At 64.5% G+C, this 22,954-nt stretch carries 23 protein-coding genes and 1 pseudogene; 10 read left to right on the top strand and 14 right to left on the bottom strand.

Annotation, left to right across the window (positions count from 1 at the left end; genetic code table 11):
• Nucleotides 1–5: 5 nt before the first annotated feature.
• From tatC to ACOOE2_RS16310, 9 genes are all read right to left on the bottom strand, one after another.
• Nucleotides 6–785: a twin-arginine translocase subunit TatC gene (gene tatC, locus ACOOE2_RS16270; protein WP_420384040.1), complete on the bottom strand. Its 780-nt coding sequence runs from the start codon at nucleotides 783–785 to the stop codon at nucleotides 6–8.
• Nucleotides 782–1,165, bottom strand: a complete 384-nt coding sequence (tatB, locus tag ACOOE2_RS16275) for a Sec-independent protein translocase protein TatB (RefSeq protein WP_420384041.1) — start codon at nucleotides 1,163–1,165, stop codon at nucleotides 782–784. Before tatB ends, tatC begins: the two co-directional genes overlap by 4 nt.
• 26 nt (nucleotides 1,166–1,191) lie before the next feature.
• On the bottom strand, nucleotides 1,192–1,464 hold the full coding sequence (locus ACOOE2_RS16280; protein ID WP_420384042.1) for a Sec-independent protein translocase subunit TatA: 273 nt from the start codon (nucleotides 1,462–1,464) through the stop codon (nucleotides 1,192–1,194).
• A gap of 76 nt (nucleotides 1,465–1,540) precedes the next feature.
• Nucleotides 1,541–2,140 carry an SMC-Scp complex subunit ScpB gene (scpB, locus tag ACOOE2_RS16285; RefSeq protein WP_420384043.1) on the bottom strand — a complete coding sequence of 200 codons (600 nt, stop codon included), beginning with the start codon at nucleotides 2,138–2,140 and terminating at the stop codon, nucleotides 1,541–1,543.
• A complete protein-coding gene (locus ACOOE2_RS16290; protein ID WP_420384044.1) occupies nucleotides 2,137–2,910 on the bottom strand; it encodes a segregation and condensation protein A in 774 nt (257 codons plus the stop codon). The genes scpB and ACOOE2_RS16290 overlap by 4 nt, the downstream gene beginning before the upstream one ends.
• The gene (gene nagZ, locus ACOOE2_RS16295) at nucleotides 2,907–3,923 is read right to left on the bottom strand and encodes a beta-N-acetylhexosaminidase (protein ID WP_420384045.1); all 1,017 of its coding nucleotides are present in this window, start codon (nucleotides 3,921–3,923) and stop codon (nucleotides 2,907–2,909) included. The genes ACOOE2_RS16290 and nagZ overlap by 4 nt, the downstream gene beginning before the upstream one ends.
• A gap of 312 nt (nucleotides 3,924–4,235) precedes the next feature.
• Nucleotides 4,236–5,084 (bottom strand): SPOR domain-containing protein, encoded by an 849-nt coding sequence (locus ACOOE2_RS16300; protein ID WP_420384046.1) that lies wholly within the window; start codon nucleotides 5,082–5,084, stop codon nucleotides 4,236–4,238.
• A gap of 29 nt (nucleotides 5,085–5,113) precedes the next feature.
• On the bottom strand, nucleotides 5,114–6,871 hold the full coding sequence (gene argS, locus ACOOE2_RS16305) for an arginine--tRNA ligase (RefSeq protein ID WP_420384047.1): 1,758 nt from the start codon (nucleotides 6,869–6,871) through the stop codon (nucleotides 5,114–5,116).
• Nucleotides 6,872–6,978: 107 nt separating this feature from the next.
• Nucleotides 6,979–7,674, bottom strand: a complete 696-nt coding sequence (locus ACOOE2_RS16310; protein ID WP_420384048.1) for a hypothetical protein — start codon at nucleotides 7,672–7,674, stop codon at nucleotides 6,979–6,981.
• A 162-nt stretch (nucleotides 7,675–7,836) separates the two neighbouring features.
• On the opposite strand from ACOOE2_RS16310, the gene ispH reads away from it, so the two are divergent.
• The 3 genes from ispH to rnhA are packed head-to-tail and all read left to right on the top strand — an operon-like array spanning nucleotide 7,837 to nucleotide 10,222.
• Entirely contained in the window at nucleotides 7,837–8,823 is a 987-nt protein-coding gene (gene ispH, locus ACOOE2_RS16315) for a 4-hydroxy-3-methylbut-2-enyl diphosphate reductase (protein ID WP_420384049.1), read from the top strand.
• 5 nt (nucleotides 8,824–8,828) lie between these two features.
• A complete protein-coding gene (gene thrB / locus ACOOE2_RS16320) occupies nucleotides 8,829–9,794 on the top strand; it encodes a homoserine kinase (protein ID WP_420384050.1) in 966 nt (321 codons plus the stop codon).
• Nucleotides 9,791–10,222 (top strand): ribonuclease HI, encoded by a 432-nt coding sequence (gene rnhA / locus ACOOE2_RS16325; protein ID WP_420384051.1) that lies wholly within the window; start codon nucleotides 9,791–9,793, stop codon nucleotides 10,220–10,222. Before thrB ends, rnhA begins: the two co-directional genes overlap by 4 nt.
• A gap of 311 nt (nucleotides 10,223–10,533) precedes the next feature.
• On the opposite strand, the gene ACOOE2_RS16330 is transcribed toward rnhA, so the two are convergent.
• Both ACOOE2_RS16330 and ACOOE2_RS16335 read right to left on the bottom strand, forming a co-directional pair.
• The gene (locus tag ACOOE2_RS16330) at nucleotides 10,534–11,649 is read right to left on the bottom strand and encodes an NAD(P)/FAD-dependent oxidoreductase (RefSeq protein ID WP_420384052.1); all 1,116 of its coding nucleotides are present in this window, start codon (nucleotides 11,647–11,649) and stop codon (nucleotides 10,534–10,536) included.
• Nucleotides 11,646–12,635, bottom strand: a complete 990-nt coding sequence (locus tag ACOOE2_RS16335; protein ID WP_420384053.1) for an alpha/beta hydrolase — start codon at nucleotides 12,633–12,635, stop codon at nucleotides 11,646–11,648. The genes ACOOE2_RS16330 and ACOOE2_RS16335 overlap by 4 nt, the downstream gene beginning before the upstream one ends.
• 124 nt (nucleotides 12,636–12,759) lie before the next feature.
• Between ACOOE2_RS16335 and ACOOE2_RS16340 the strand changes: the two are divergent.
• The 7 genes and pseudogenes from ACOOE2_RS16340 to ACOOE2_RS16370 all read left to right on the top strand — a co-directional run.
• Nucleotides 12,760–13,209: pseudogene (locus tag ACOOE2_RS16340) on the top strand (A24 family peptidase); the annotation flags it as partial.
• 241 nt (nucleotides 13,210–13,450) lie between these two features.
• Entirely contained in the window at nucleotides 13,451–14,512 is a 1,062-nt protein-coding gene (cpaB, locus tag ACOOE2_RS16345; RefSeq protein ID WP_420384054.1) for a Flp pilus assembly protein CpaB, read from the top strand.
• Nucleotides 14,513–14,562: 50 nt separating this feature from the next.
• Nucleotides 14,563–16,257 (top strand): type II and III secretion system protein family protein, encoded by a 1,695-nt coding sequence (locus ACOOE2_RS16350; RefSeq protein WP_420384055.1) that lies wholly within the window; start codon nucleotides 14,563–14,565, stop codon nucleotides 16,255–16,257.
• 14 nt (nucleotides 16,258–16,271) lie between these two features.
• Complete coding sequence (locus tag ACOOE2_RS16355) at nucleotides 16,272–16,940, top strand: CpaD family pilus assembly protein (protein WP_420384056.1); 669 nt, start codon at nucleotides 16,272–16,274, stop codon at nucleotides 16,938–16,940.
• Between the two features lie 62 nt (nucleotides 16,941–17,002).
• Nucleotides 17,003–18,346, top strand: coding sequence for a pilus assembly protein CpaE (locus ACOOE2_RS16360; RefSeq protein ID WP_420384057.1), 1,344 nt, complete (start codon nucleotides 17,003–17,005; stop codon nucleotides 18,344–18,346).
• A gap of 67 nt (nucleotides 18,347–18,413) precedes the next feature.
• Nucleotides 18,414–19,385 (top strand): type II secretion system F family protein, encoded by a 972-nt coding sequence (locus ACOOE2_RS16365; protein WP_420384058.1) that lies wholly within the window; start codon nucleotides 18,414–18,416, stop codon nucleotides 19,383–19,385.
• Between the two features lie 10 nt (nucleotides 19,386–19,395).
• Nucleotides 19,396–20,421, top strand: a complete 1,026-nt coding sequence (locus tag ACOOE2_RS16370; protein ID WP_420384059.1) for a type II secretion system F family protein — start codon at nucleotides 19,396–19,398, stop codon at nucleotides 20,419–20,421.
• 39 nt (nucleotides 20,422–20,460) lie between these two features.
• Here the strand turns inward: ACOOE2_RS16370 and ACOOE2_RS16375 are convergent, their stop codons facing one another.
• The 3 genes from ACOOE2_RS16375 to ACOOE2_RS16385 all read right to left on the bottom strand — a co-directional run bounded on the left by ACOOE2_RS16375 (nucleotide 20,461) and on the right by ACOOE2_RS16385 (nucleotide 22,897).
• A complete protein-coding gene (locus ACOOE2_RS16375) occupies nucleotides 20,461–20,940 on the bottom strand; it encodes a MarR family winged helix-turn-helix transcriptional regulator (protein ID WP_420384060.1) in 480 nt (159 codons plus the stop codon).
• Nucleotides 20,941–21,033: 93 nt separating this feature from the next.
• The gene (locus ACOOE2_RS16380) at nucleotides 21,034–21,693 is read right to left on the bottom strand and encodes a TetR family transcriptional regulator (protein ID WP_420384061.1); all 660 of its coding nucleotides are present in this window, start codon (nucleotides 21,691–21,693) and stop codon (nucleotides 21,034–21,036) included.
• A gap of 31 nt (nucleotides 21,694–21,724) precedes the next feature.
• Nucleotides 21,725–22,897 (bottom strand): acetyl-CoA C-acetyltransferase, encoded by a 1,173-nt coding sequence (locus ACOOE2_RS16385; protein ID WP_420384062.1) that lies wholly within the window; start codon nucleotides 22,895–22,897, stop codon nucleotides 21,725–21,727.
• Nucleotides 22,898–22,954 lie beyond the last annotated feature (57 nt).

Genomic DNA, 22,954 nt, shown 5'->3' on the forward strand with positions numbered 1-22,954 from the left:
GAGGATCAGGTAGCGGCGGCTTCCATGTCTTTTTCGCGCGCGTCTTTTGCCTCGGCAAAGCGCATCACGATCAGCGTGCCTTCGAACAAAATCATCAGCGGGATCGCCAGCATCAGCTGCGAAATTACATCGGGCGGCGTGATCAGCGCGGCCAGCGCGACGATGCCGACAATCACATAGCGCCGCGCCGCAACCAGTTGCGCCCGGGTCAAAATCCCGGCGCGGTTGAGCAGCATCAGCAGCACCGGCATCAGGAAACTGCCGCCGAATGCCAGGATGAACTGCATCACCAGGTTCAGGTATTCATCGATGCCCGGCAACGCCTCAAGCTGCAACCCACCGTGCACGCCCTGAAACCCGATGAACCAGCGGAATGCGGTCGGCATGACGACAAAATACGCAAGGCTCGCCCCCATGCCGAACAGCACCGGCGTCGCGATCAGGAACGGCAGGAACGCTTTCTTTTCGCGCGCATAAAGCCCGGGTGCGATGAATGCCCACAGCTGGTTGGCGATGATCGGAAAGCTGAACAGCGTGGCGGCAAACAGCGCGACTTTGATCTCGACGAAAAACGCGCCGTACAGCTTGGTGTAGATCAGCTTGCCCGTGCCTTGCGGAAAGGCATGCGCCAGCGGGATGATCAGCACGCCCAGGATGTCGTTGGCGAAATACAGGCAGACCGCAAACGCGATGGCGAGCGCCAGGATCGCGCGCAGCAGCCGCGTGCGCAGTTCGAGCAGATGGTCGAGCAGCGGCGCCTGCGTCTGGTCGATATCGTTGATCATGCGGGATGATCGGTGTGCGTGACCCGAGTCGGTTCGGTGGGCGCGTGCGCCGCGATCACGGGATCCACCGGCGTATGCTCGATCAGCGGATGCTGAACACCTGCGGCATCAGTTACGGCAGCGGGCGCCGCGCCGGGATCGACGGGCGGATTGGCCGCCATGATCGCTTCGTTCTGTTCGCGCCACTTGCGCTCCATCTCTTCCATCTCGGCCTCGCGGATCATCGTCTCGACCCCCGATTTGAAGTGGTTGGACACACGGCGCACGCGCGCGATCCAGCGGCCGGCGGTGCGCAGCGCCATCGGCAGGTCTTTGGGCCCGATCACCACGATCGCAACGATCGCGATGAGCAGGAATTCGGATGGTGCGATATCGAACATCGGGTCGGATCAGCGGCCGTTACGCGTCATGCGCCGCCAACCGGCCCCGTCGTGTCGGCAGGGATCACCGGCGCCACTGGCTGCACCGGGGCCACGGGGGCCGGTGGAACCTGCGATGCGGGCGGAATCTGCGAAGGCGGGGGCGTTGCCGGACGGTTGGTTTCTTCGCTCATGCCTTCCTTGAAGCTTTTGATGCCTTTGCCGAAATCGCCCATCATGTCGGAAATCCGGCCGCGACCGAACAGGACGAGGACGACGAGCGCAACAATGATCAGGTGTGGTAGGGACAGGCCGCCCATGAAAATTCTCCTTCAATCTTTCCCAGATAGGCGCTTTCCACACCGATCGCCAGATGCTTGCGTCGAAAGGGCGCTGCTATTCGTCGATTTTGCCGGCCAGCGCGGCATCGGCCGCGTCATTATCCGTCAGCGCGGCATAAGCGGTGTCGATTGGATCGAGCAGGCCTGCGGCACGCAGTTCGTCCAGCCCCGGCAGATCACGCCGCGTCGCGAGGCCGAAATGGGCCAGGAACGCGGGCGTGGTCGCATAGATCGTCGGGCGCCCGGGGGTTTCCCGGCGCCCGGCAATCCGCACCCAGCCGGCCTCCATCACCACGTCGATCGTGCCGCGCGCAGTCTGCACGCCGCGGATCGCCTCGATCTCGGCGCGGCTCACCGGCTCGTGATAGGCGATGATCGCCAGCGTCTCGATCGCCGCACGCGACAGCTTGCGCGGGTCTTCGCGTTCGCGGCGCAGCAGGTGCGCCAGATCAGGCGCGGTCTGAAAATGCCAGTACCCGCCGCGCTCGACCAGTTCGACCCCGCGTCCGGCATAATGCGCGGATAATACGCCGAGTGCCGCAGCGACGGCCGCGCCGCCCAGATGCCGGCTGATGTCATCGAGCGACAACGGCGTTTCGGAGGCAAACAGCGTTGCCTCGACCGCGCGGGCGAGGTCATCGTAAACCTCACTCATGCCGCGCGCACGCGCAACGGGCCGAACACTTCGTCCTGCGCCAGCTCGGCACGACCCTGTTTGGCCAGTTCAAGCGCAGCGGCAAAATGCGACGCCAGCGCCGAGCGCGTCAGGCGCGGATCGGCGTGGGGCTCGGCGCGCGGCAGCAACTGGCGCAGATCAATCCAGTCGCGCGCGACACCCAGCATCCGCGACAGGCGTTCAAGCGCAGCCTCCAGCGTGATCACCGGGCGTTCGCGAACCATGTGCACCACCGGCGTGTTGCGCACCTTGATGGCGCCATAAGCCAGGATCAAATCATAGAGACTGGCAGTCCAGCGCGATTTGCGATCGACGCTGACGCCTTCGGGCTGGCCATGCGCAAAGACATCGCGGCCCAACCGGTCGCGCGCCAGCAGCCGCGCCGCAACATCGCGCATCGCGCCCAGCCGTTGCAGCCGCAGTTGCAGGCGCAACGCCAGTTCCTCGGGACTTGGCTGAATTTCCGTATCGCGTGGCAGCAACAACAGCGATTTGAGATAGGCCAGCCAGGCCGCCATCACGAGATAATCGGCCGCCAGTTCCAGCCGCAACGATTGCGCCCCGTTGATATAGCCGAGGTACTGGTCGACCAGGTCGAGGATCGAGATCCGCCGCAAATCGACCTTCTGCCGCCGCGCCAGATCGAGCAGCAGATCGAGCGGTCCTTCCCAGCCATCGAGTTCGAGATACAGCGCGCCGTCTTCGCCAGGCGCCGGCTCGATCGGCAGCCAGTCGCTTTCTTCGATCACGTCACAAGAGCCAGCAGCGCATTGCCCTTTGCGGTGAGTGCGGCTTGACGCAGCGCCAGATCGACCGGCGCAATGTCCGTCGCGGCGAGCGCCGCCGTCAAACGCGCACCAGCTTGCGGCGTCATCGGCGGCAGGGCCGCGGCAATTCCGGTCATGTCATCCATCCGCGCCCAGCAATTGAGCGCAAGATCGCACCCTGCCGCAACCGCACGCGCCGCGCGTTCGGGGATCGTGCCGGTCAGCGCCGCCATGTCGAGATCGTCGGACAGCAGCAGCCCCGAAAACCCGATCGCCCCGCGCACCACATCGCCGATCACCCGCGCAGACAGTGTCGCAGGCGCAGCAGCATCCCACGCGGTGTAAAGGACGTGCGCAGTCATCGCGATCCTGGCCGTGGCCAGCGCGCGAAACGGCGCAAGATCGGTTTCGAGCGTGGCGGCATCTGCAGTCACTGTCGGGAGTGCCTTGTGGCTGTCGGCAGTCGCGCGGCCGTGGCCCGGCATGTGCTTTACGACGCCTGTCACGCCGGCGCGGGCCAGCCCGTCCAACACCGCACGGCCCAGTGCGGCCACGCGCAGCGGTTCCGCGCCCAGCGCGCGATCGCCGATGACGTCGTCCGCGCCCGGCTGGCGCACATCGAGCAGCGGCAGGCAATCGACAGTGATGCCGGCGTCCGCCAGATCGAGCCCAAGCGCCTCGGCATTGGCACGCGCGGCCTCGATCGCGCTGATCGGTGCCAGATCGTACAACCGGTCGAATACGCCCTGCGGCGGATAGGGGCCCCATTGCGGCGGTTTCATCCGCACGACGCGGCCGCCTTCCTGGTCGATGCAGATGAATGTGCGACTGCGGCCGTGCAGCGTGCGCAAGTCATCGGTCAGCGCGCGCAATTGCGCGCGGCTTTCGATGTTGCGGCCAAACAGGATATAGCCCGCCGGATCGACCTCGCGGAAAAACGCGCGCTCATCGGCGGTAAGGACGAGGCCGGACAGGCCGAATATGGCTGGAAGCATGATCGGTCGGACATGCCGCAAGCGGGGTCATGTGTGCAAGCGTCTTGCGTGATGCGCCGGGGAATGCGCTTTGCCGTGGTTTTGTTGTGTGGCCGTTACCCAGTCGTCCGTGGTCTTGCTGCCTATCCCGACGTTGTCCTGGACTTGCCGCCCCCTCCCCACGTCGTCCCGGACTTGATCCGGGACAAGGCTTTCTTTGGCGCACCGTGGAAAGGACAAAGAAGCACAATCCCGGATCAAGTCCGGGATGACGATGGGGTTGGGGATGGAGTTTGGCACCGGCGCTGGCGCTGGCTGGTGCCCCCAACTACCCTAGCGCTTGACCTGGCACTTTACGCCGTCGGCTTCCAGATGGCTGCACAGGCTGGTGGCTGCGCTGCCGTCGGACGCCAGTGCCTGCAGGCGGTAGACGGTGCCGATATCGGCTTTGCCTTCGACCACGCGGTGGTTGAGGCCTTTGAGCAGCTCGTTGGCCGCGGTCAGGCGCGACCAGGCTGATTGCGCCAGGGCTTCGGTGGAATAGGCGCCGACCTGTACGGCCACGCCGCCGCCGGTCGGGGCCGCTGCCGCCACGTGCTGGGGGGGCGCGGGCGGGACGGGTGTTGCCGCCGGACTTGGCGCAGCCGATGCCGCAACCGCAGGCGGCGGCGTCGTCCCGGCGCTGCCGGCAAGGCTCGCATCGGGGTGTTCGCCCTGGCTGACCTTGAAGCTCGAATCGCCGGTGCCGGCAAACTTCTTGCCGCCGGGATCGCCGGGCGCGACTTTGTACGGGTCCTTGCTCGCCTCGATCAGACTGCCATCGGCCGGTTTCGACGAGCCACCGCGATGCGTGACCCAGTAGATGCCGTCGACCAGCAGGGCCAGCACGATAAGCGCCACGACAGCCAGTGCGATCATCCGGTGATGGCCACTGTTGCGCTGCCGCTCTTCAAAATCGTCGGCGCCTTCGAGCCAGGGCAGGCGTTCCTGATCACCCAGGTCAAGCGATGGCGCAGCTTCATGGCTGTCGAACACACTGTCTTCGGGTTTGTGAAACGCGCCTTCGCGGGGTTCGCCGTGCGGGATTACTCCGTGATAATCGCCGTGTTCGCCCGGCCCGTTATCACCATGCCCGTTATCGCCCGGCCCGTTCTCACCATGCCCGTTATCATCCGTGTGCATGCCCCGCACTCCCTTCGAATTGACAGGTGCTACAACTCTTCGGCAGCCGTCACACCCAGAATAGCCAGACCGTTCCTGATAACCTGCCCGATCTGCGTCGCGAGGAACAGCCGCGCGGCGGTCAACGCCGGATCGCCTGCGACGATATAGCGTTTATCGGGTCTGTCGTTACCGACGTTCCAATATGCGTGAAACCCTGCGGCAATATCGTTAAGAAAGAATGCTACCCGGTGCGGTTCACGCGCATGCGCCGCACTTTCGATGATGCGCGGGAATTGCGCGACGAGCCGGATCAGCGCCAGTTCCTCGTCGCCCAGCAGCGCCAGATCGGGCGCTTCGCCAGGGAAAAGCCCTTCCGCTGCCGCTTTGCGCAGGGTCGAACACACCCGGGCATGGGCATATTGCACATAAAACACCGGATTGTCTTTCGACGCCTCGACCACTTTGGCGAAATCGAAATCCATCTGCGCGTCGGGTTTGCGCGACAACATGGTAAACCGCACGACGTCGCGGCCGACCTCGCTCACGACATCGGCCAGCGTGACGAAGGTGCCCGCGCGCTTCGACATTTTTACCGGCTGCCCGTCGCGCAGCAACTGGACCATCTGCACCAGCTTCACTTCGAACGGTTTTGGCGTGCCCTGCGCGCCGGTCAGCGCGGCGACAGCAGCGCGGATGCGCTTGACCGTGCCGGCATGATCCGCGCCCCAGATATCGACGAGCGCGTCGGCGGTTTCGCTTTTCTGGAAATGGTAGGCCAGATCGGCACCGAAATACGTCCAGCCGCCATCCGACTTGCGAATCGGGCGGTCCTGGTCATCGCCAAACCGGGTCGAGCGGAACAGCGGCAGTTCGACCGCTTCCCAGTCGTCGAGAACTTTGCCCTTCGGCGCTTCGAGCACCCCGTCGTAAACCAGATCGTGCGCGCGCAGCCACGCTTCGGCGGCGGCGGGTTTGCCCGATGCCTGCAACACGGCTTCCGAACTGAACACATCGTGGTGGATGCCCAGCAGCGCCAGATCGGCGCGGATCATCACCATCATCGCCGCGACCGCGCGCGTGCGGAACAGCGCCAGCCACTCGCCTTCGGGCGCAGCGGCATAACGATCACCGTATTCGGCGGCCAATTCCTGCCCGATCGGTACCAGGTAATCGCCGGGGTAAAGGCCTTCGGGAATGTCACCGACCGCCTCGCCCAGAGCCTCACGATACCGGATGTGGACCGAGCGTGCGAGCACGTCGACCTGGCCGCCGGCGTCATTGATGTAGTATTCGCGGATGACGGTGTGCCCGGCAAAGCCCAGCAACGTCGCCAGCGCATCGCCGACGACTGCGCCGCGGCAATGGCCCATGTGCATCGGCCCCGTCGGATTGGCCGACACGTATTCGACATTGACGGTGCTGCCCTGCCCCAGGGCCGACCGGCCATAGTCATCGCCGGCTTGCGCGATCAGGCGCAATTCGCCCAGCCAGGTTTCAGGCGTCAGCCGCAGGTTGATGAATCCCGGCCCGGCAATCTCTGCCGAGATCACCCGCGCATCCTTGCGCAATTCATCGATCAGCAGCGCGGCCAGCGCGCGCGGATTGGTGCCCGCAGGTTTTGCCAGCACCATTGCCGCATTGGTCGACAGATCGCCATGCGCGGGATCGCGCGGCGGCTCGGTCGTGACGCCGCCACGCGCCAGCCCGGCGGGCAATGCGCCGCCAGCAACCAGCGCATCGAGCGCGCAATCGATCACGCCGGCAAATTCGGCGAACAGGGTGAGATTGGGGACGGTATGGGTCATGGTTATCTGTCCGGTCATAGCGGATTGTGCCGCAAGAGAGAAATAACCCCCTCTATCCGGGATTTGGGAAATTCAGGTCAGCGCGCAATAGCCAACCTGGGATCGCATCACCGCGTGGCGTTGTACGACAGTTGCTGGTCGGTCATCTGGAACCCGATCAGCACTTCGAACGAGGTCCTGGCCAGCGCGGCTTTCACATCGGGCAGCGACAGCGGATCGACCGCTGCATCGGTGTCGCCGGGCTTGCGCTTGCGCAACAGGCGCTCGCGGATCGCCTTGGGCAGAGTCGCCTCGTCGCGGCTGATCACGCTTGTCGCGGTGCCGTGCGCTGTTGCGCGATCCTGGCCATCGGCAAATTCGACCGACACCGCGCCCAGATGCTTGGCCACGATCGTCGTGCCGGCGCGCTGCACCACCGAGAAATACGGATAGCTGATCCGCCGCGCGCCATGCGTGTCGTTGCGGCGCACCATCACGTCGAAATCGATTTTCGTCGTCAATTCGGGCAGGCCCGCTGAATTGTTGCAATGACTGCGCAAGTTGGTGAGCGTGGCGACCGTATCGATAGCGGTCGAATCCACCCGACCCGGGGCCAGCACCGTCACATCACCGGTCATTTCGGGAATTTCGACGATCGGGCACGGGGTGCGCAGCGCGGTCACGCCGACCGTATCATCCACCACCAGCTCACCATGGTTCTTGGCACAGCCAGCCAGCGCCAGCATCGAGACCATAAGCAGCGTGACGGGCGCACCGATACGGGCAAGTCGGGGAAGTCTGGCGGGCAACGTTGTGGCAGACATTTGGGCGCGCAATCCTTAAAGGCGGTATATCGTCGTAAACGAGGCAGGCGCCGAACACCTGCGGCCCCTCTGTAGACAGCCACGTCGCTTAGGGCAATCGCCGCGGATTTTTCTGAAAAAACCGGTTCCACCTTGTCCGCGTGATGCTCTAGAGACTTTGTCATGACCATGGAACCGGCCCATCCGCTGATCGACAAATCCACCCCTGAGGATCGCGAAAAGCTTCGCGTGCTGATCGCGGCGCCGCGCGGGTTTTGCGCCGGCGTCGATCGTGCAATCGAAATCGTCGAGCGCGCGATCGCCCGCTATGGCGCGCCGGTCTATGTGCGCCACGAAATCGTCCACAACCGCTATGTCGTCGACGGGCTGAAAGCCAAAGGCGCGGTGTTCGTCGAAGAGCTCAACGAAGTGCCCGATGGCGCGCCGGTGGTGTTTTCGGCGCACGGCGTGCCCAAAAGCGTGCCCGCCGATGCCACCTCGCGCGGGCTCGACTGGCTCGATGCGACATGCCCGCTGGTCAGCAAGGTTCATCGCCAGGCCGAGCGCCAGGTCGAAGCCGGCCGCCACATCCTGTTTATCGGCCATCGCGGCCATCCCGAAGTCATCGGCACGATGGGCCAGGTGCCCCACGGCAACATGACGCTGGTCGAAACGGTCGCCGATGTCGCCGCGCTCGACCTGCCCGCCGGCCTGCCGCTTGCCTATCTGACCCAGACGACGCTGTCGGTCGACGATACCATCGCGATCATCACGGCGCTGACCGCCCGGTATCCCGAAATCGTCGGTCCGCGCGGCGAAGACATCTGTTATGCGACGTCGAACCGGCAGGATTCGGTCAAGGCCATCGCCGGCGATTGCCAGCTGGTGCTGGTGATCGGCGCGCCCAACAGTTCGAATTCGCTGCGCCTGGTCGAAGTCGCCGAACGCAGCGGCGCGCGCAGCCATCTGATCCAGCGCGGCAGCGAGATCCAGGCCGAGTGGCTGGCGGGCGTGGATACGGTCGGCGTGACCGCCGGGGCCTCGGCGCCCGAAGTGCTGGTACGCGAAGTGATCGACCGGCTGGGCGAGATGCGCGCGATCACGACCGAAACGGTCAGCACGGCCGAAGAACACATGGTGTTCAAGTTGCCGCGCCAGCTGCTCGACTGACGATAATGGCGGTTTATACGCATTTGCGCGCAGAGGATATCGCCGAGCTGATCGCCGCTTACGACGTGGGCACGCTGGTCAGCGCCAAGGGCATTGCCGAGGGAGTGTCGAACAGCAACTGGCTGATCGAGACGACGGGCAATACCGGAGCCGGCGCGCGCTACATCCTGACCATGTACGAATTTCGCATCGATACCGACGAATTGCCGTATTTCCTGTCGTTGCTCGATCATCTGGCGGCGCATGGCTGCCCGGTGCCGCGCACGATCCATGACCGCGAGGGCGCGCTGTATCGCAAGATCGGCGACAAGTCGGTAGCACTCATCGAATTCCTCCCCGGCGTTTCCGTGGGCATGCCGACCCCGGCGCTGGCGCGCGCGGTCGGCGGCGAACTGGCAAGACTGCATCTGGCCGCGGCCGATTTTCCTGCCACACGCGCCAACACGATGGGCATTGCCGAATCGGCACGTCTGGCGGTGGAATGCGGCAGCGACGCGCTGGCGGGGATCGATCCTGCACTGGCCGCGCTGATCGCGCAGGATCTGCCGCGCATTGCCGCAGCCTGGCCCACCGATCTGCCGCGATCGGTGATCCATGCCGATCTGTTTCCCGACAACGTGCTGGTGCTGGGCGATACGATCACCGGGCTGATCGATTTTTATTTCGCATGCAACGACGTGACTGCGTACGATCTGGCGGTGACGCATCTGGCGTGGTGCTGGGATGACACCGGATTCCGCCAGGATCTGTCGCGTGCGATGCTGGCGGGGTATGAAGCGGTGCGCCCGTTGTCTTCGCCCGAGCGCGACGCCTTGCCGCTGCTGGCACAAGGCGCTGCATTGCGGTTTGTCATGAGCCGCGCCTATGACTGGATAAATACCCCGGGCGATGCGCTGGTCACGCGCAAGGACCCGCTGCCGCTGGCACAGCGGTTGATGTTCTATCGCGACAACACAGGACTGTTCGTTTGAAATCGGTCGAGATTTTTACCGATGGCGCGTGCAAGGGCAATCCGGGCAAGGGCGGCTGGGGCGCCTTGCTGCGCATCGGCGGGCATGAAAAGGAATTGTCGGGGTCCGACCCTGCCACCACCAACAACCGCATGGAAATGATGGCGGTCCTGCGCGCTTTCGAGGCGTTGCGCGAACCATGCGCGGTACGGCTGCATACCGACAGCCGCTATGTGATCGACGGCATGACCAAATGGATGTTCGGCTGGATCAAAAAAGGCTGGAAGACCGCGGACAACAAGCCGGTCAAGAACGAAGACCTGTGGCGGGCGCTGGCCGAGGCCGCAAAAGGGCACAAGGTCGACTGGATCTGGGTCAAGGGCCACGCCGGCCATGTCGAGAACGAGCGCGTGGACAAGCTGGCCAGCGACGCCGCGCGGGCGGCTTAGCTAACGCTCGTCATAAATCCGGAATGACGAGGTGTGGTGGGGTTAGAGCGTGATGACATTAGATTGACCCACCGTGACGGAGCCGATTTTGGCCCAGCGCGAGGATTGAGGAGGGAGCAATGCTGGCCCATTGTGACCGACGAAAGACGCTGCGATGGGCCAAAAGCGGCCCGCCCCTTCGGGGTTGCCCTGAAAAGCCCCGTGACAGCGTCGCAGCACTTGCACGGGGCAACCAGCCCGCGCTGCGTGCTGCTTCTCGCCACGAGACTTTTCAGGGCAATCACTGTGGGTCAATCTAATGTCATCACGCTCTAGGTTGCGAACCGCCCCGGCGCATAAACCGTTGCATCCAGACGCTCGGTCATCGCATCACGCGCATGCCCCAGCAGCAATTGCGCGGCCAGTCGCGCGGCGGCCGGCGCGGTCTGGATACCGAAGCCGCCCTGCCCTGCAAACCAGAAGAAGCCTGGCACCAGCGGATCGAAGCCATAGACCGGCAGGCGGTCCGGCGCAAAGCTGCGCAGGCCTGCCCAACGCCGTTCGACCGCCGCGACGCGCCAGTCCAGCACGTGTTCGAACCGGTCGATCGCGATCGCGACATCGAGTTCCTCAGGGGCGACGTCGTGCGCCACATCGGGGGTTTCGTCGTGGGGCGACACCAGCACCCGGCCGCTTTGCGGTTTGACGTAGAAATCGCCGTCGATGCCGAAAGTCAGGGGCATGTCGGCAGGTGCCACCGGGTCGGTGCGCATCTGCACGATCGTGCGGCGCAGCGGAGTTATGCCCAGCGGCGCGGCGCCGGCCAGTTCCGCGACCCCATCGGCCCAGGCGCCGGCAGCATTGACGACAATACCGGCGCGCACGGTGCCGCCGGGCCATGACAGCTGCCAGCCGGCGCTCCCCTGGTCCCTGGCGCGCGCGATCGTATCGATCCGCGCGCGGAGTTTGACCACGCTGCCAGATCGCCGTGCCAGGCCCAGATAAAGCTGATGCAGCCCCGCCACATCGATATCCGCGCCGCGCCCTTCATAGGCGCCGTGGCACCATTCGGGCCGCAATCCGGGCACCAGCGCGGCAATCTGCGCGCGATCCAGCATCCGGACATCGACGCCCAGCCCGGAAAACCGGTCGACGAATTGCTCGATGCGTTCACGATCCTGCGCGCGGCCGATCGTCAGGCCGCCGCGCGGGCTCAAAAATCCGTGGTCGGCCAGAAATCCGCCCGAGGCGAGCGTCAGCGGGACGACACCGGGGCCGCCATAGCTTTCCTCCCAATAGGCGGCCGAGCGCCCGGTGGTGTGATAGCCCGGCGCGTCCTCCGCCTCGACAATCGCGACGCGGACCGGCGCCGCGCTGACGCATTCGGCCGCCAGACTGGCACCGGCGATCCCGGCGCCGATGATCACGATATCGAACACTTCGTTCATGCCGGCACTTCGCGCGGGGCGACCCGGTCGAGGAAACACGTGATCTGCGCCAGGACATGATCGCGCACGGGATCGGCCTCACGCAGCAATTCATGCGCGGCCTCGCGCCCGAATTCGGCCAGTTGACCGCGCGGCAGGCGCGCCGCGATTCGTGCGATCGCCGGCCACGACACCAGCGCATCCTTGCGCGCGGCCAGCGTCAGCACCGGCACGTCGACCGATTCGATCAGTCCCGGCTCACCCAGCCTGACGATCGAATCGCTCGCCTTGCGCACCCAGTCCCAGCTCGCCGGGCCCATATCGAGTTCGGGTCGGCGCAACCGCCACCACAGCTCGTCGGAATAGCGATTGCCATCGTGCGTCAACGACATTCCCCGTTTGGACTGGCTCTGCCCGGGGCGCTCGCCATCTTTCCACGCCGGGCGCGCGCTGTCTCCGATCCGGCACATCGCCTGCGCGAATGCGGGCTGCAGCCGGGCGGGCACCGGCGTGACAAACCCCAGCATCGGCGCGCTCAGCACCAGCGCGTCGGGCCGCACCCCCCGCTCCATCCTGCTGCGCTCGGCCACCGCGCGCAGCACCAGATGCCCGCCCATCGAATGCCCGATCAGCACATGGGGCCCCGGGGTTGCCGCGGTCCAGCTCGCCCAGAAATTGGCCAAATCGTTGACCCAGGCCGAAAATCCCTGCGTTCCGCCCAGCCGCGGATCGCGATGATATCGCCCCGATCCCGCCTGCCAGCGCCAGTCCATCGCAGTAACGCGCCAGCCCTGCTGGTGCCAGCCGTCGAGCGTTTCGAGGTATTTCTCGTAGAAATCGGCCCGCCCCGGCAGGAACAGCAGCGAGCCGCGCGGCGGCTGGCCGGCGGTTTGCCGACCCGACCAGTCGATGCGGCGAATCGCAAACCCGTCGGGCGCACGCCATACCGATTCGAGCGCGTGGGGCGGTATCGCCCGCCGCCCGGCCGGTGCATCGGCGGGCGTCATGACAGCAGCTTTTGCATGCAGCGTATCCGTCAAGAGAAGCCTCTTCACCGAAATTCGAAGGCCCGGAATCCGCGGGCAACCTTGGTTACTATTTGGTAAGTGATTGTCCCGCATAAGACCCGTCATGCAGGGAACATCCATCGTTTACGGACTGGTCGGGGCCTTGGCAATCGCGCTGCTGATTGCCGCCTTTACCGATATCCGCCGCCGCCAGATCGACAACTGGCTCAATGCCGCGATCGCTTTGGGCGCACCGCTATTCTGGTGGGCGACGGGGTTGTCGGTGTGGCCGGGCATGGCGCTGCAACTGGGTCTGGCGCTGGCGACATTTGTCGTGCTCGCGGGCTTGTTTGCGATCCGCGCGATGGGTGGCGGCGATGTCAAGTTGTTGACGGCATTGGCGCTTTGGCTGCCTGCGATGCTGTTCATGCGGCTGTTGCTGATCATGGCGATCGCCGGTGGCGTGCTCACCGTGGCGCTGGGCATGTGGCACATTTCGCGCCGCCAGACCGGCCGCCTCAAAATTCCTTATGGCGTGGCAATCGCGGTGGGGGGGTTGTGGACTCTGGCCAGCGCGGATGCCGCGCACTGGCATGATGGATCGGCAGGGGTGCACGCCAATCACGCCCAGCCGGCCATCATGGTCCAGGCGGCAAATTCACCATCTTCAAACCCGGCATCACCGACCCCGGCAGCGCCGTCGCAAGCGCACCGGCCAGCGGGTCATTGAACCGCGCAAAAACCAAATAGGCCATTCTTAACCAATTTGGCGCATCATTACGGCGTTCGAATAACAAGGGCAGGACACGCAAGTCATGGACAGGAAGAAGCTGCTACTGCTGGTTGGGGCCTTGTTCGTGGCAATCGTCACGAGCCTGCTTGCCCGCGCCATGCTGATCGGCGCCGCCGCGCCGCAAGCCGCAGCCGCGGCCAAAATCCTCGACGGACCCAAAGTGCTGGTCGCCCAGCGCGCCCTGCCCATCGGCACCATCATCACCGCCGATTCGGTCTCGTTTCAGCCATGGCCGCGCGATCTGGTCCAGGATGCCTATTTCATCCAGGACAAGACCGACATGACCAAGCTGCTCGGCACGGTGGTCAAGAACCCGGTCACTGCGGGCCAGCCGATGACCACCGGATCGCTGGTTGCGCCAGGTGATCGCGGCTTCCTGGCCGCTGCGCTCGGGCCCGGCATGCGCGCGGTGACCATCCCGGTCAGCAGCCGCACCGGAGTAGCCGGCTTCGTGTTTCCCGGTGACCATGTCGACCTGCTGCTGACGCAGACGGTCGCGCCGGGCACCGGCGAGACGCAACCGCTGCGCGCCACCGAAACCATTCTCAAGAACCTGCGCGTGCTCGCCACCGACCAGTCCACCGATCAGGAAACGGTCGAGGGCAAGACCCGCGTCAAGGGTTTCAGCCTGGTCACGGTCGAAACCACGCCCAAGATCGCCGAAGAGCTGTCGGTTGCCGAATCGATCGGCACGATCAGCCTGTCACTGCGCTCGATCGCCGACAATTCGGCCGAGCTGGAACAGGTGGTCGCCTCGGGCCAGGTCAAGGTGCCCCACGGCGCCAGCAAGGCCGAGGAAGACAGCCTGCTGAAAGCCGCGATCGCCAAGCCTGTCGACAAGTCGACCAGCTTTGTCACCGGCGGCGACGTCTCGCGCTTTCAGCGCAAGACGATGCCGACCGCCGCCACGATCAACGGTGTGAACGAACATCCCGCAATGGCGCCTGCCGCACCCGGCGTATCGGCCGGCCCCGTGGTTCATCGCGGCCCCACGGTGCGCGTGACGCGCGGCAAGGAAACGATCGAAGTGCCGGTTGCGCCGGTGCCGCGGATCGTCGCCGTTGGCCCGATGGGAGTGCTCTGATCATGCGCCGCATTCAACCCAGCGTCCTTCCCGGCGCGAAAGGCAAGACGATGAAACTGCGTTTGCTAACATCGGCGCTCGGCATGGCGGCTGTCGCTGCGCTGCCGGCCCTGGTCGCTCCGCTGGCGGCAAAGGCCGACCTGCACCAAAAATGGTCAGGCATGCCCCGGCGCCATTCGAATGCGACGCCGCCGGTCATGCTGGGCACGCCCGGCATCACCGCACCCGCCCGCTCCATGGCGCTCGGCATCGGCCGCGGCGAACTGGTCACGCTGCCATCGAACATGACCGACGTGTTCGTCGCCAATGACACGGTTGCCGATGTCCAGGTCAAATCGGGCAACCAGCTGTATGTGTTCGGCAAGACCGGCGGCGAAACCACGGTCTATGCCAGCAACGCCCGCGGCGAAATCGTGTGGTCGTCCAACATCCGCGTCGGCACCAATCTCGACAGCGTGGAACAGATGCTGCGCATGGCGATGCCCGATGCACGGATCGTCACGACGACGATGAACAACACCGTGCTTCTGACCGGCATCGTTGCCGCACCCGAAGACGCAGCCGAGGCCGAACGCCTGACCAAGGCGTTCGTCGGCGAAAAGACCGTCGTGATCAGCCGCCTGAAAATGGCGACCCCGCTGCAGGTCAACCTGAGCGTTCGGATTGCCGAAGTCAGCCGGTCGCTGACGCGCAGCATCAGCACCAACCTGGCCAGCGTTTCGACGACGGCCGGCGGTTTCCAGTACGGCATCGGCCAGGGATCGAACTTTTTCGCATCCGGGAACACCGCCGTACCGCTGGGCGTCGGGACACAGGCCAGCGCCTATATCCCGGTGCCCACCAACGTCACCGCGACCAATCCGCTGGGCCTGACCTCGACCGCCGGCATCGGCGTGACAGCCGGCCAGATCGGCAGCACGATCGGCCTGACGGGCAAATTGCTCGGGCTCAACCTGCTGGCGGCACTCAACCTTGGCGAACAGATCGGCCTGGTGTCGACACTGGCCGAACCGAACCTGACCGCCCTGTCGGGTGAAACCGCCGAATTCCTGGCGGGCGGTGAATACCCGATCCCGATCAGCACCGGGCTTGGCGCGACCTCGGTCGAATACAAGAACTATGGTGTCAGCCTGTCCTATACGCCCACGGTTCTGGCCAATGGCCGGATTTCGCTGCGGGTGCGGCCCGAAGTGTCGGAGCTGAGCAGCCAGGGCGCTGTGACCATCAACGGCTTTTCGGTGCCAGCGCTGACCGTGCGGCGCGCCGAAACCACCGTCGAACTGGGGTCAGGCCAAAGCTTCATGATCGCCGGCCTGTTGAAGAACAACAGCCAGAACACGATCAGCAAGCTGCCCGGCGCAGGCGACATTCCGGTGCTGGGTTCGCTGTTCCGCTCGACCAATTACCAGAAGGGCGAAACCGAACTGGTGATCGTGGTCACGCCGTACCTGGTCAAACCGGTCGATGCCAACCAGATCGCGCTGCCGACCGATGGCTTCAAGGCTGCCGACGCAGTGCGCCAGTTGCTCGGCAACGAGGAGACCAACGGCAAAAAGGGCGAAACGCGGCCAAAGCCGACCGAACTGCCCGCGACGCAATACGCGCCCGGCACGTTGCCCCCGGCAACAGGGCCCAAAGTCGGCGCCGCAACGACCGATACCGTGCCCGATACGGGCGACAAGGTCCGGTCAAAGAACAAGCAGCAGGCGAGCGCAGACACGCAGCCCGGCTTCAGCATCCAGTGAAAGGCGAACCCGTCATGACGCTCACGCTTCATTCCGCCCGCGCACATCTGCGCTCCGGTCTTGGCATGGCCGCGCTCGGCCTTGGCCTGATGCTGTCTGCATGCGGTGGCATGCCGACCAATGCGTCGCTCGAAAGCGTGCATCAGCCCATCGTCCAGCACACCAATTACACGCTCGACGTGGCGCCGCTGCCGCAGGGCGGGCTCGATCCTGCGCAGCAGCACCGGCTCAACGACTGGTTTGCCGGGCTCGGGCTGAAATTCGGTGATCACATCGGGCTCGACGATCCTGTCGACAGCGACCTGACGCATGTCGCGGTCGAAGCAGTCGCTGGCCGCTATGGCCTGATCCTCGATCGCACCGCGCCGGTTACCGAAGGCGTCATCGCGCCGGGCTATGCCCGCGTCGTGGTCTCACGCGCCTTTGCCAGCGTGCCGGGCTGTCCCGACTGGTCGGCCAAGTCCGATGCCAATTACAACAACGCAACGTCGAAAAACTATGGCTGCGCGGTCAACACCAACCTGGCGGCGATGGTCGCCAACAAGGAAGACCTGATCCACGGCCAGGGCGGCAATGGCGATACGGTCGTGCTGACCAATACCAAGGCCATCGACGCCTATCGCCTGAAAGCGCCCACCGGCGGCACCGCGCTGAAACAGATTTCTTCGCAGAACACCCAGTAACGCAAACCAGTAACCGTCACCTGCGCTTAATCCGCACCATCTGCACATAAGGACATCACGCGATGAACGCGCCATGGAAGACCGGCAACCGCGACATCTTTTCCGCCTTTGTGTGCGATGATGTCTCTCTCGATACGTTGCGCTCGGTCGCCATCGAAATGGGCTGGCCGCCCGAAAAGGTAATGAAGGGCGGATTGCGCAATGCAGTCCAGTCGCTGGCAGTCGCCGCGAGCCCTTCGATCCTGATGGTCGACCTGTCGGAAAGCGGTGATCCGCTGAACGATATCAACGGCCTTGCCGAAGTGTGCGAGCCGGGCACGGTGGTGATCGCCATCGGCCAGGTCAACGATGTGCGGCTGTATCGCGATCTGGTCGCCTCGGGCATCCAGGACTATCTGCTCAAGCCGCTGGCGCCCGCGCAATTGCGCGACACGCTGGTGCAGGCACAGGCCATTTTTGCCGCCCCGCGCGGCAGCGATGCCGCCGCCGGCAAGACGCATATCGCGACAGCCGTCGTCGGTACGCGCGGCGGCGTCGGCGCCTCGACGATTGCGACCTCGCTTGCGTGGATGTTGAGCGCCGATAACAAGATGCCGACCGCACTGCTCGATCTCGATGTTCATTTCGGCACCGGCGCGCTGACGCTCGATCTGGAACCGGGCCGCGGTCTGACCGACGCGATCGACAACCCCAGCCGCATCGACGGCCTGTTCATCGAACGCGCGATGATCCGCGCCAACGACAATCTGGCGATCCTGTCGGCCGAAGCGCCGATCAGCTCGCCCTTGCTGACCGATGGCACCGCCTTCGTCCAGCTGATCGAGGAATTCCGTCACGCCTTCGAGGCGACGGTGGTCGACCTGCCGCGCAACATGCTGATCAATTTCCCGCAATTGCTGGCCAATATGCATGTCGTGGTGGTTGTCACCGAGCTTACCCTGTCGGGCGCGCGCGACGGCATCCGTATCCTGTCGTGGCTGAAATCGAACGCGCCGCACACCAAGGTGATCACGGTTGCCAACAAGGTGGCCGCAGGCGTCGGCGAAATCAGCCGCAGCGATTTCGAAACCTCGATCGAGCGCAAGCTGAGCTTCGTCATCCCGCACGATGCCAAGGCGGCGGCCAATGCGGCCAAGCTGGGGCAGACGTTCGTCGGTGCCAATCGCGCGGCCAAGACGACCACTGCGATTCGCGCGATCGTCGATACGATCATCGCCAGCAACGGCGACCAGGAGGCAGCGCCGGTCGGCGCTGCTGGCAAGCTGGGCGGCAAATTGGGCGGCAAGGGCGCGAAAGCCGTACCTGCCGATGCAGGCGTCGGCGCGGGCAAAGGCTCGGGCTCGATGATGCAGCGTTTCGCGATCAAGAAGCTGCTGACCAAATCCAAAGCGGGCGCCAACGCCTGATCCGATGAACCCGTCCGCTTCCGCCTGAAGCCGGGCGGATCCCTTGCCACCAACCGCAGGTCACGCGATGCAGTCCTTGCCTATCATGCTACTGGTCTTTGGCGCGGTGTTCCTGCTGGGCGTGATTGCGATCATGTTCAGCGGACCCAGCGCAAACCGCCAGGTCGCGCGCCGGTTGCACGCGGTGCGGCTGCGCCATTCGGACAGCGCCGTCGACAAGGTCGAGGCGCAGTTCCGCAAGGCTGTCGCCCAGCGCGCGCCATCCGCCTATCGCACCGCCGGATCGCAATCGCGCAAGGAAGCGCTGCGGCTGCGGCTGGTCCGCACCGGCAAGGGGTGGACCGTACCGCAATACATGTATGCCTCGATCGGCCTGACTGCGGTACTGACACTGCTGATCCTGCTGAAAAGCGGATCGCTGGGACTGGCGCTGGCGATCGGCGTCGTGATCGGTGCGGGCTTTCCGCATATGGCGGTCAATTTCCACATCAAGCGCCGGCTCAACAAATTTACCACGCGCTTTCCCGATGCGCTCGAACTGCTGACCCGCGGCCTGCGTTCGGGCCTGCCGATCAGCGAAACGATGCACGTGGTGTCGAGCGAACTTCCGGGCCCTGTCGGCGAGGAGTTCAAGCTGATCAACGATCGCATCCGCATGGGCCGGACGATGGACGATTCGCTGCAGGAAACCGCCAACCGGCTCAACATGGCCGAATTCAGCTTTTTCTGCATCACCCTGGCGATCCAGCGCGAAACCGGCGGCAACCTGGCCGAAACGCTGGCCAACCTGGCCGACGTCTTGCGCAAGCGCGCACAGATGAAGCTGAAGATCAGCGCAATGAGCTCCGAATCCAAAGCATCTGCCTATATCATCGGGTCGCTGCCGTTCATCGTGTTCGGCCTGCTCTATTCGATCAACCCCACGTACATGGGTCATTTTTTCACTGACGAACGCCTGATCATTGCCGGATGCGGAGCCTTTCTCTGGCTCTCGACCGGCGCGTTCATCATGAAAAAAATGATCAACTTCGAAATCTGAGGCCGCAGCCATGAGCGCATCATTCAACGCCGCCGCCGGAGTGCACCACCCCACGCTGATGGGCGTCGACGTCATCATGGTCGGGTCGATGATGGCAGGCCTTGCCGCCGTCATGGTGGTGTTTGCGATCTATACCGCGGTCACGATCCGCGATCCGATGGTCAAGCGGGTCAAGGCGCTGAATGAACGGCGCGAAGAGCTGAAGGCCGGCATCGTCGTCGCCGCCAGCCGCAAGCGCCAGAGCATCGTGCGCCGCAACGACACCACCGATCGCATCCGGTCGTTCCTGTCGCGGCTCAGCGTGCTGCAGGACAGCCAGGTCAAGGCCGCGCAACAGAAACTGGCGCAGGCCGGCATCCGCAAGAAGGAATGGGCTGTTGCGATCATTCTGGCGCGGATGATCTGCCCGATCGTGATCGGCGGCCTGGCCGCGATCATGATCTATGGCGTAAACTATTTTCCGCTGTGGCCGGATTACAAGAAATTCGGCGCGTTCGCGGCGATGCTCGTATTTGCCTACAAATTGCCCGACATCTATGTGTCCAACCTCGTCGGCAAGCGCACCAAGGAAGTGCGCAGGGGCCTGCCCGACGCGCTCGACCTGCTGGTCATCTGCGCCGAGGCAGGCTTGACTGTCGACGCGGCATTCGCCCGCGTCGCGCGTGAACTGGGCCGTGCCTATCCAGAACTGGGCGACGAATTCTCGCTGACCGCGATCGAACTGTCGTTCCTGACCGATCGGCGCAGCGCGTTTGAAAACCTGGCCTATCGCGTCAATCTGGAAGCAATGCGCGGCGTGACCACGACGATGATCCAGACCGAACGCTACGGCACGCCGCTGGCATCGGCGCTGCGTGTGTTGTCGGCCGAATTCCGCAACGAACGCATGATGCGCGCCGAGGAAAAGGCCGCGCGCCTGCCCGCAATCATGACCGTGCCGCTGATCCTGTTCATCCTGCCCACGCTGTTCGTGGTGATCCTGGGCCCCGCCGCCTGTTCGATCAGCGACAACTTCCTGAACAAGAAAATGGGGTAGCCTGCAGCTCTCCCCGTCAGGGGAGGGACGGAGGTGCAGCTAGGCCTTGCGCCGTGCGCGCGCTTCGGCCCCGGCCTCGATGCTGCGCACCGACTGCATCAGTTTCTGCAGCAGTTCGGTCAGGCGCTCGGTGTCGCGCGGCGTCAGCACGGCAAATATCTGTTCGTAGGCGCTATAGGCCTGCGGCCAGATCTGGCCATAGATCGCCTGCCCCTCTTCGGTCAGTTCCAGATGGTGCGACCGGCCGTCGGCGGCATTGGGGCTGCGCCGCAGATACCCGCGGTCGTCAAGCGCCTTGCACGCGCGGTTGACCGCGACTTTGTCCATCAGCGTCGCGCGCACCAGATCACGCTGGGTCTGCGCGCCGGTATCGCCCAGGATCGCCATGATCCGCCATTCGGGAATCTTCAGCCCGAACCGTTCGCCGTATTCCTCGGCGATGTGACTCGACACCGCATTGGACGTCACTGCCATCCGGTACGGCAGGAAATGAGCAAGGCGACTTTTGGAACCGGGCATCGCCGACGTCATTATCGACTGTCCCGCACGTTGCAAGCGAAACTATCCTTCGGCAAACCGGCCCCAACGTATAATTACCTTGCGCGCGCCCCCTCAGCCATGCGCGGAAATCCCCGCCATGATGAAATCGACGGTGTGCTCGCGGTAGCGGTCGCGCAGTTCCTCGGACAGCGGCTCCTCACCATAGCAATGGCGCAACACCAGCCGTGCGGAAAAGAACCGGTCCGCCGCGCCGGTGACGGTGAAATAGAACAGCTGCGGATCGACCTGGCGAAACACACCCTGCGCCACGCCCGCGCTGATCAGGCTGTCATAGAACACGCGCAGCGGAGTCAGGTATTTGTCCGCGACCCGCCGCGCCTCGTCATCGTCGCTGTCGCGCACCAGCCGCATCAGCAGGCGGTTGAGATAGGGCACCGCGTAATAGGTATCGATGCAACGGCTGATATGGCGGCGCAGCTTTTCCTCGGGCGGCATGTCGTCGCGCGCCATCAGCGCCTCGACCGAGCGGACGATCGCCACCATGTCGCGATCGAGCAGCGCGGCCAGCATGCCCGCCTTGTTGCCGAAGTAATATTTGACCAGCGCCGAATTCAGCCCCGATCGCAGCGACAGTTCGGACAGCGAGATATCGACCTGGTCGCCATCGCGCATGATCTGCGATGCGGTCGCAAGCAGCAGGTCGCGCGCACCCTGCTGTTCGGCCGGCTCTGCGGGTAACGCCGATCTTGCGGTCATTTCGCTGTCGTTCATTGCCAAAACGGATCCTTCCCCGCGTTGTTCATCAGACCATCTCGACGATCGTCACATTGGCGACGCCGCCACCTTCGCACATCGTCTGCAGCCCGTATTTCAGACCGCGCGCCTTCAACGCGTGCAGCAATGTCGCCATCAGCTTCGTCCCCGACGCGCCGAGCGGATGGCCCAGCGCGATCGCGCCGCCGTTGACGTTCAGCCGCTCGGGATCTGCGCCGGTATGCTTTAGCCAGGCCATCGGCACCGACGCAAACGCCTCGTTCACTTCGTACAGGTCGATATCGCCGATGGTCATGCCCGCCCGCGCCAGCGCCCGGTCGGTCGCAAACAGCGGTTCCTCGAGCATGATGACCGGATCGCCCGCGGTCACGGTCAGGGTGTGGATGCGCGCCAGCGGAGTCAGGTCATAACGTTTCAGCGCCGCTTCCGACACGATCAGCGCGGCGCTGGCGCCATCGCAGATCTGGCTGGCGCTGGCCGCAGTCAACGATCCGCCCGGCATCATCAGCTTGACGCCGGCGATGCTTTCGATCGTCGCGTCGAAGCGGATGCCTTCATCGACGGTATGCGTTGCGGGGCCGTCGGCCGTCTCGATCCCGACCGGCACGATTTCGCCCGAAAATGCGCCCGCCTGCGTTGCAGCGATCGCCTTGTGATGGCTGGCCAGCGCAAACCGGTCGAGCTGGTCCTTGGAAAACCCGTGTTTCTTCACGATCATTTCGGCGCCGTCGAACTGCGACCACAGAATACCGGGGTATTTTTCCTCAAGCCCGGGCGATTTGTAGTAACCCAGGCCTTCCTTCAGATGAAACGCACCGGTGCTGCCCATCGGCACGCGCGACATGCTTTCGATGCCGGCGGCAATGACCACGTCCTGCGTCCCCGACATCACCGCTTGCGCTGCGAACTGGATCGCCTGCTGCGACGATCCGCACTGCCGGTCGATCGTGACCGCCGGCGTCGTCTCGGGCAGCAGTTTCGACGCGAGCACGGCATTGCGCCCGACTTGCCCGGCCTGTTGCCCGCCCTGGCTGACACAGCCCATGATCACATCCTCGACCGCGGCAGGATCGATGCCGGTGCGCGCAACCAGCGCATCGAGCGCGGTCGCGGCCAGGTCTACCGGGTGGACCCCGGACAGCCGACCATTGCGGCGTCCACCGGCTGTGCGCACGGCGTCGACAATATAGGCTGTACCCATTTCCGCTACGACTCCTGCTGATAAGTCTGATTTAAGTGAGCGATTAAGCACGCTGCA

Source organism: Novosphingobium sp., assembly GCF_965214355.1.
Classification (GTDB): Bacteria; Pseudomonadota; Alphaproteobacteria; order Sphingomonadales; family Sphingomonadaceae; genus Novosphingobium.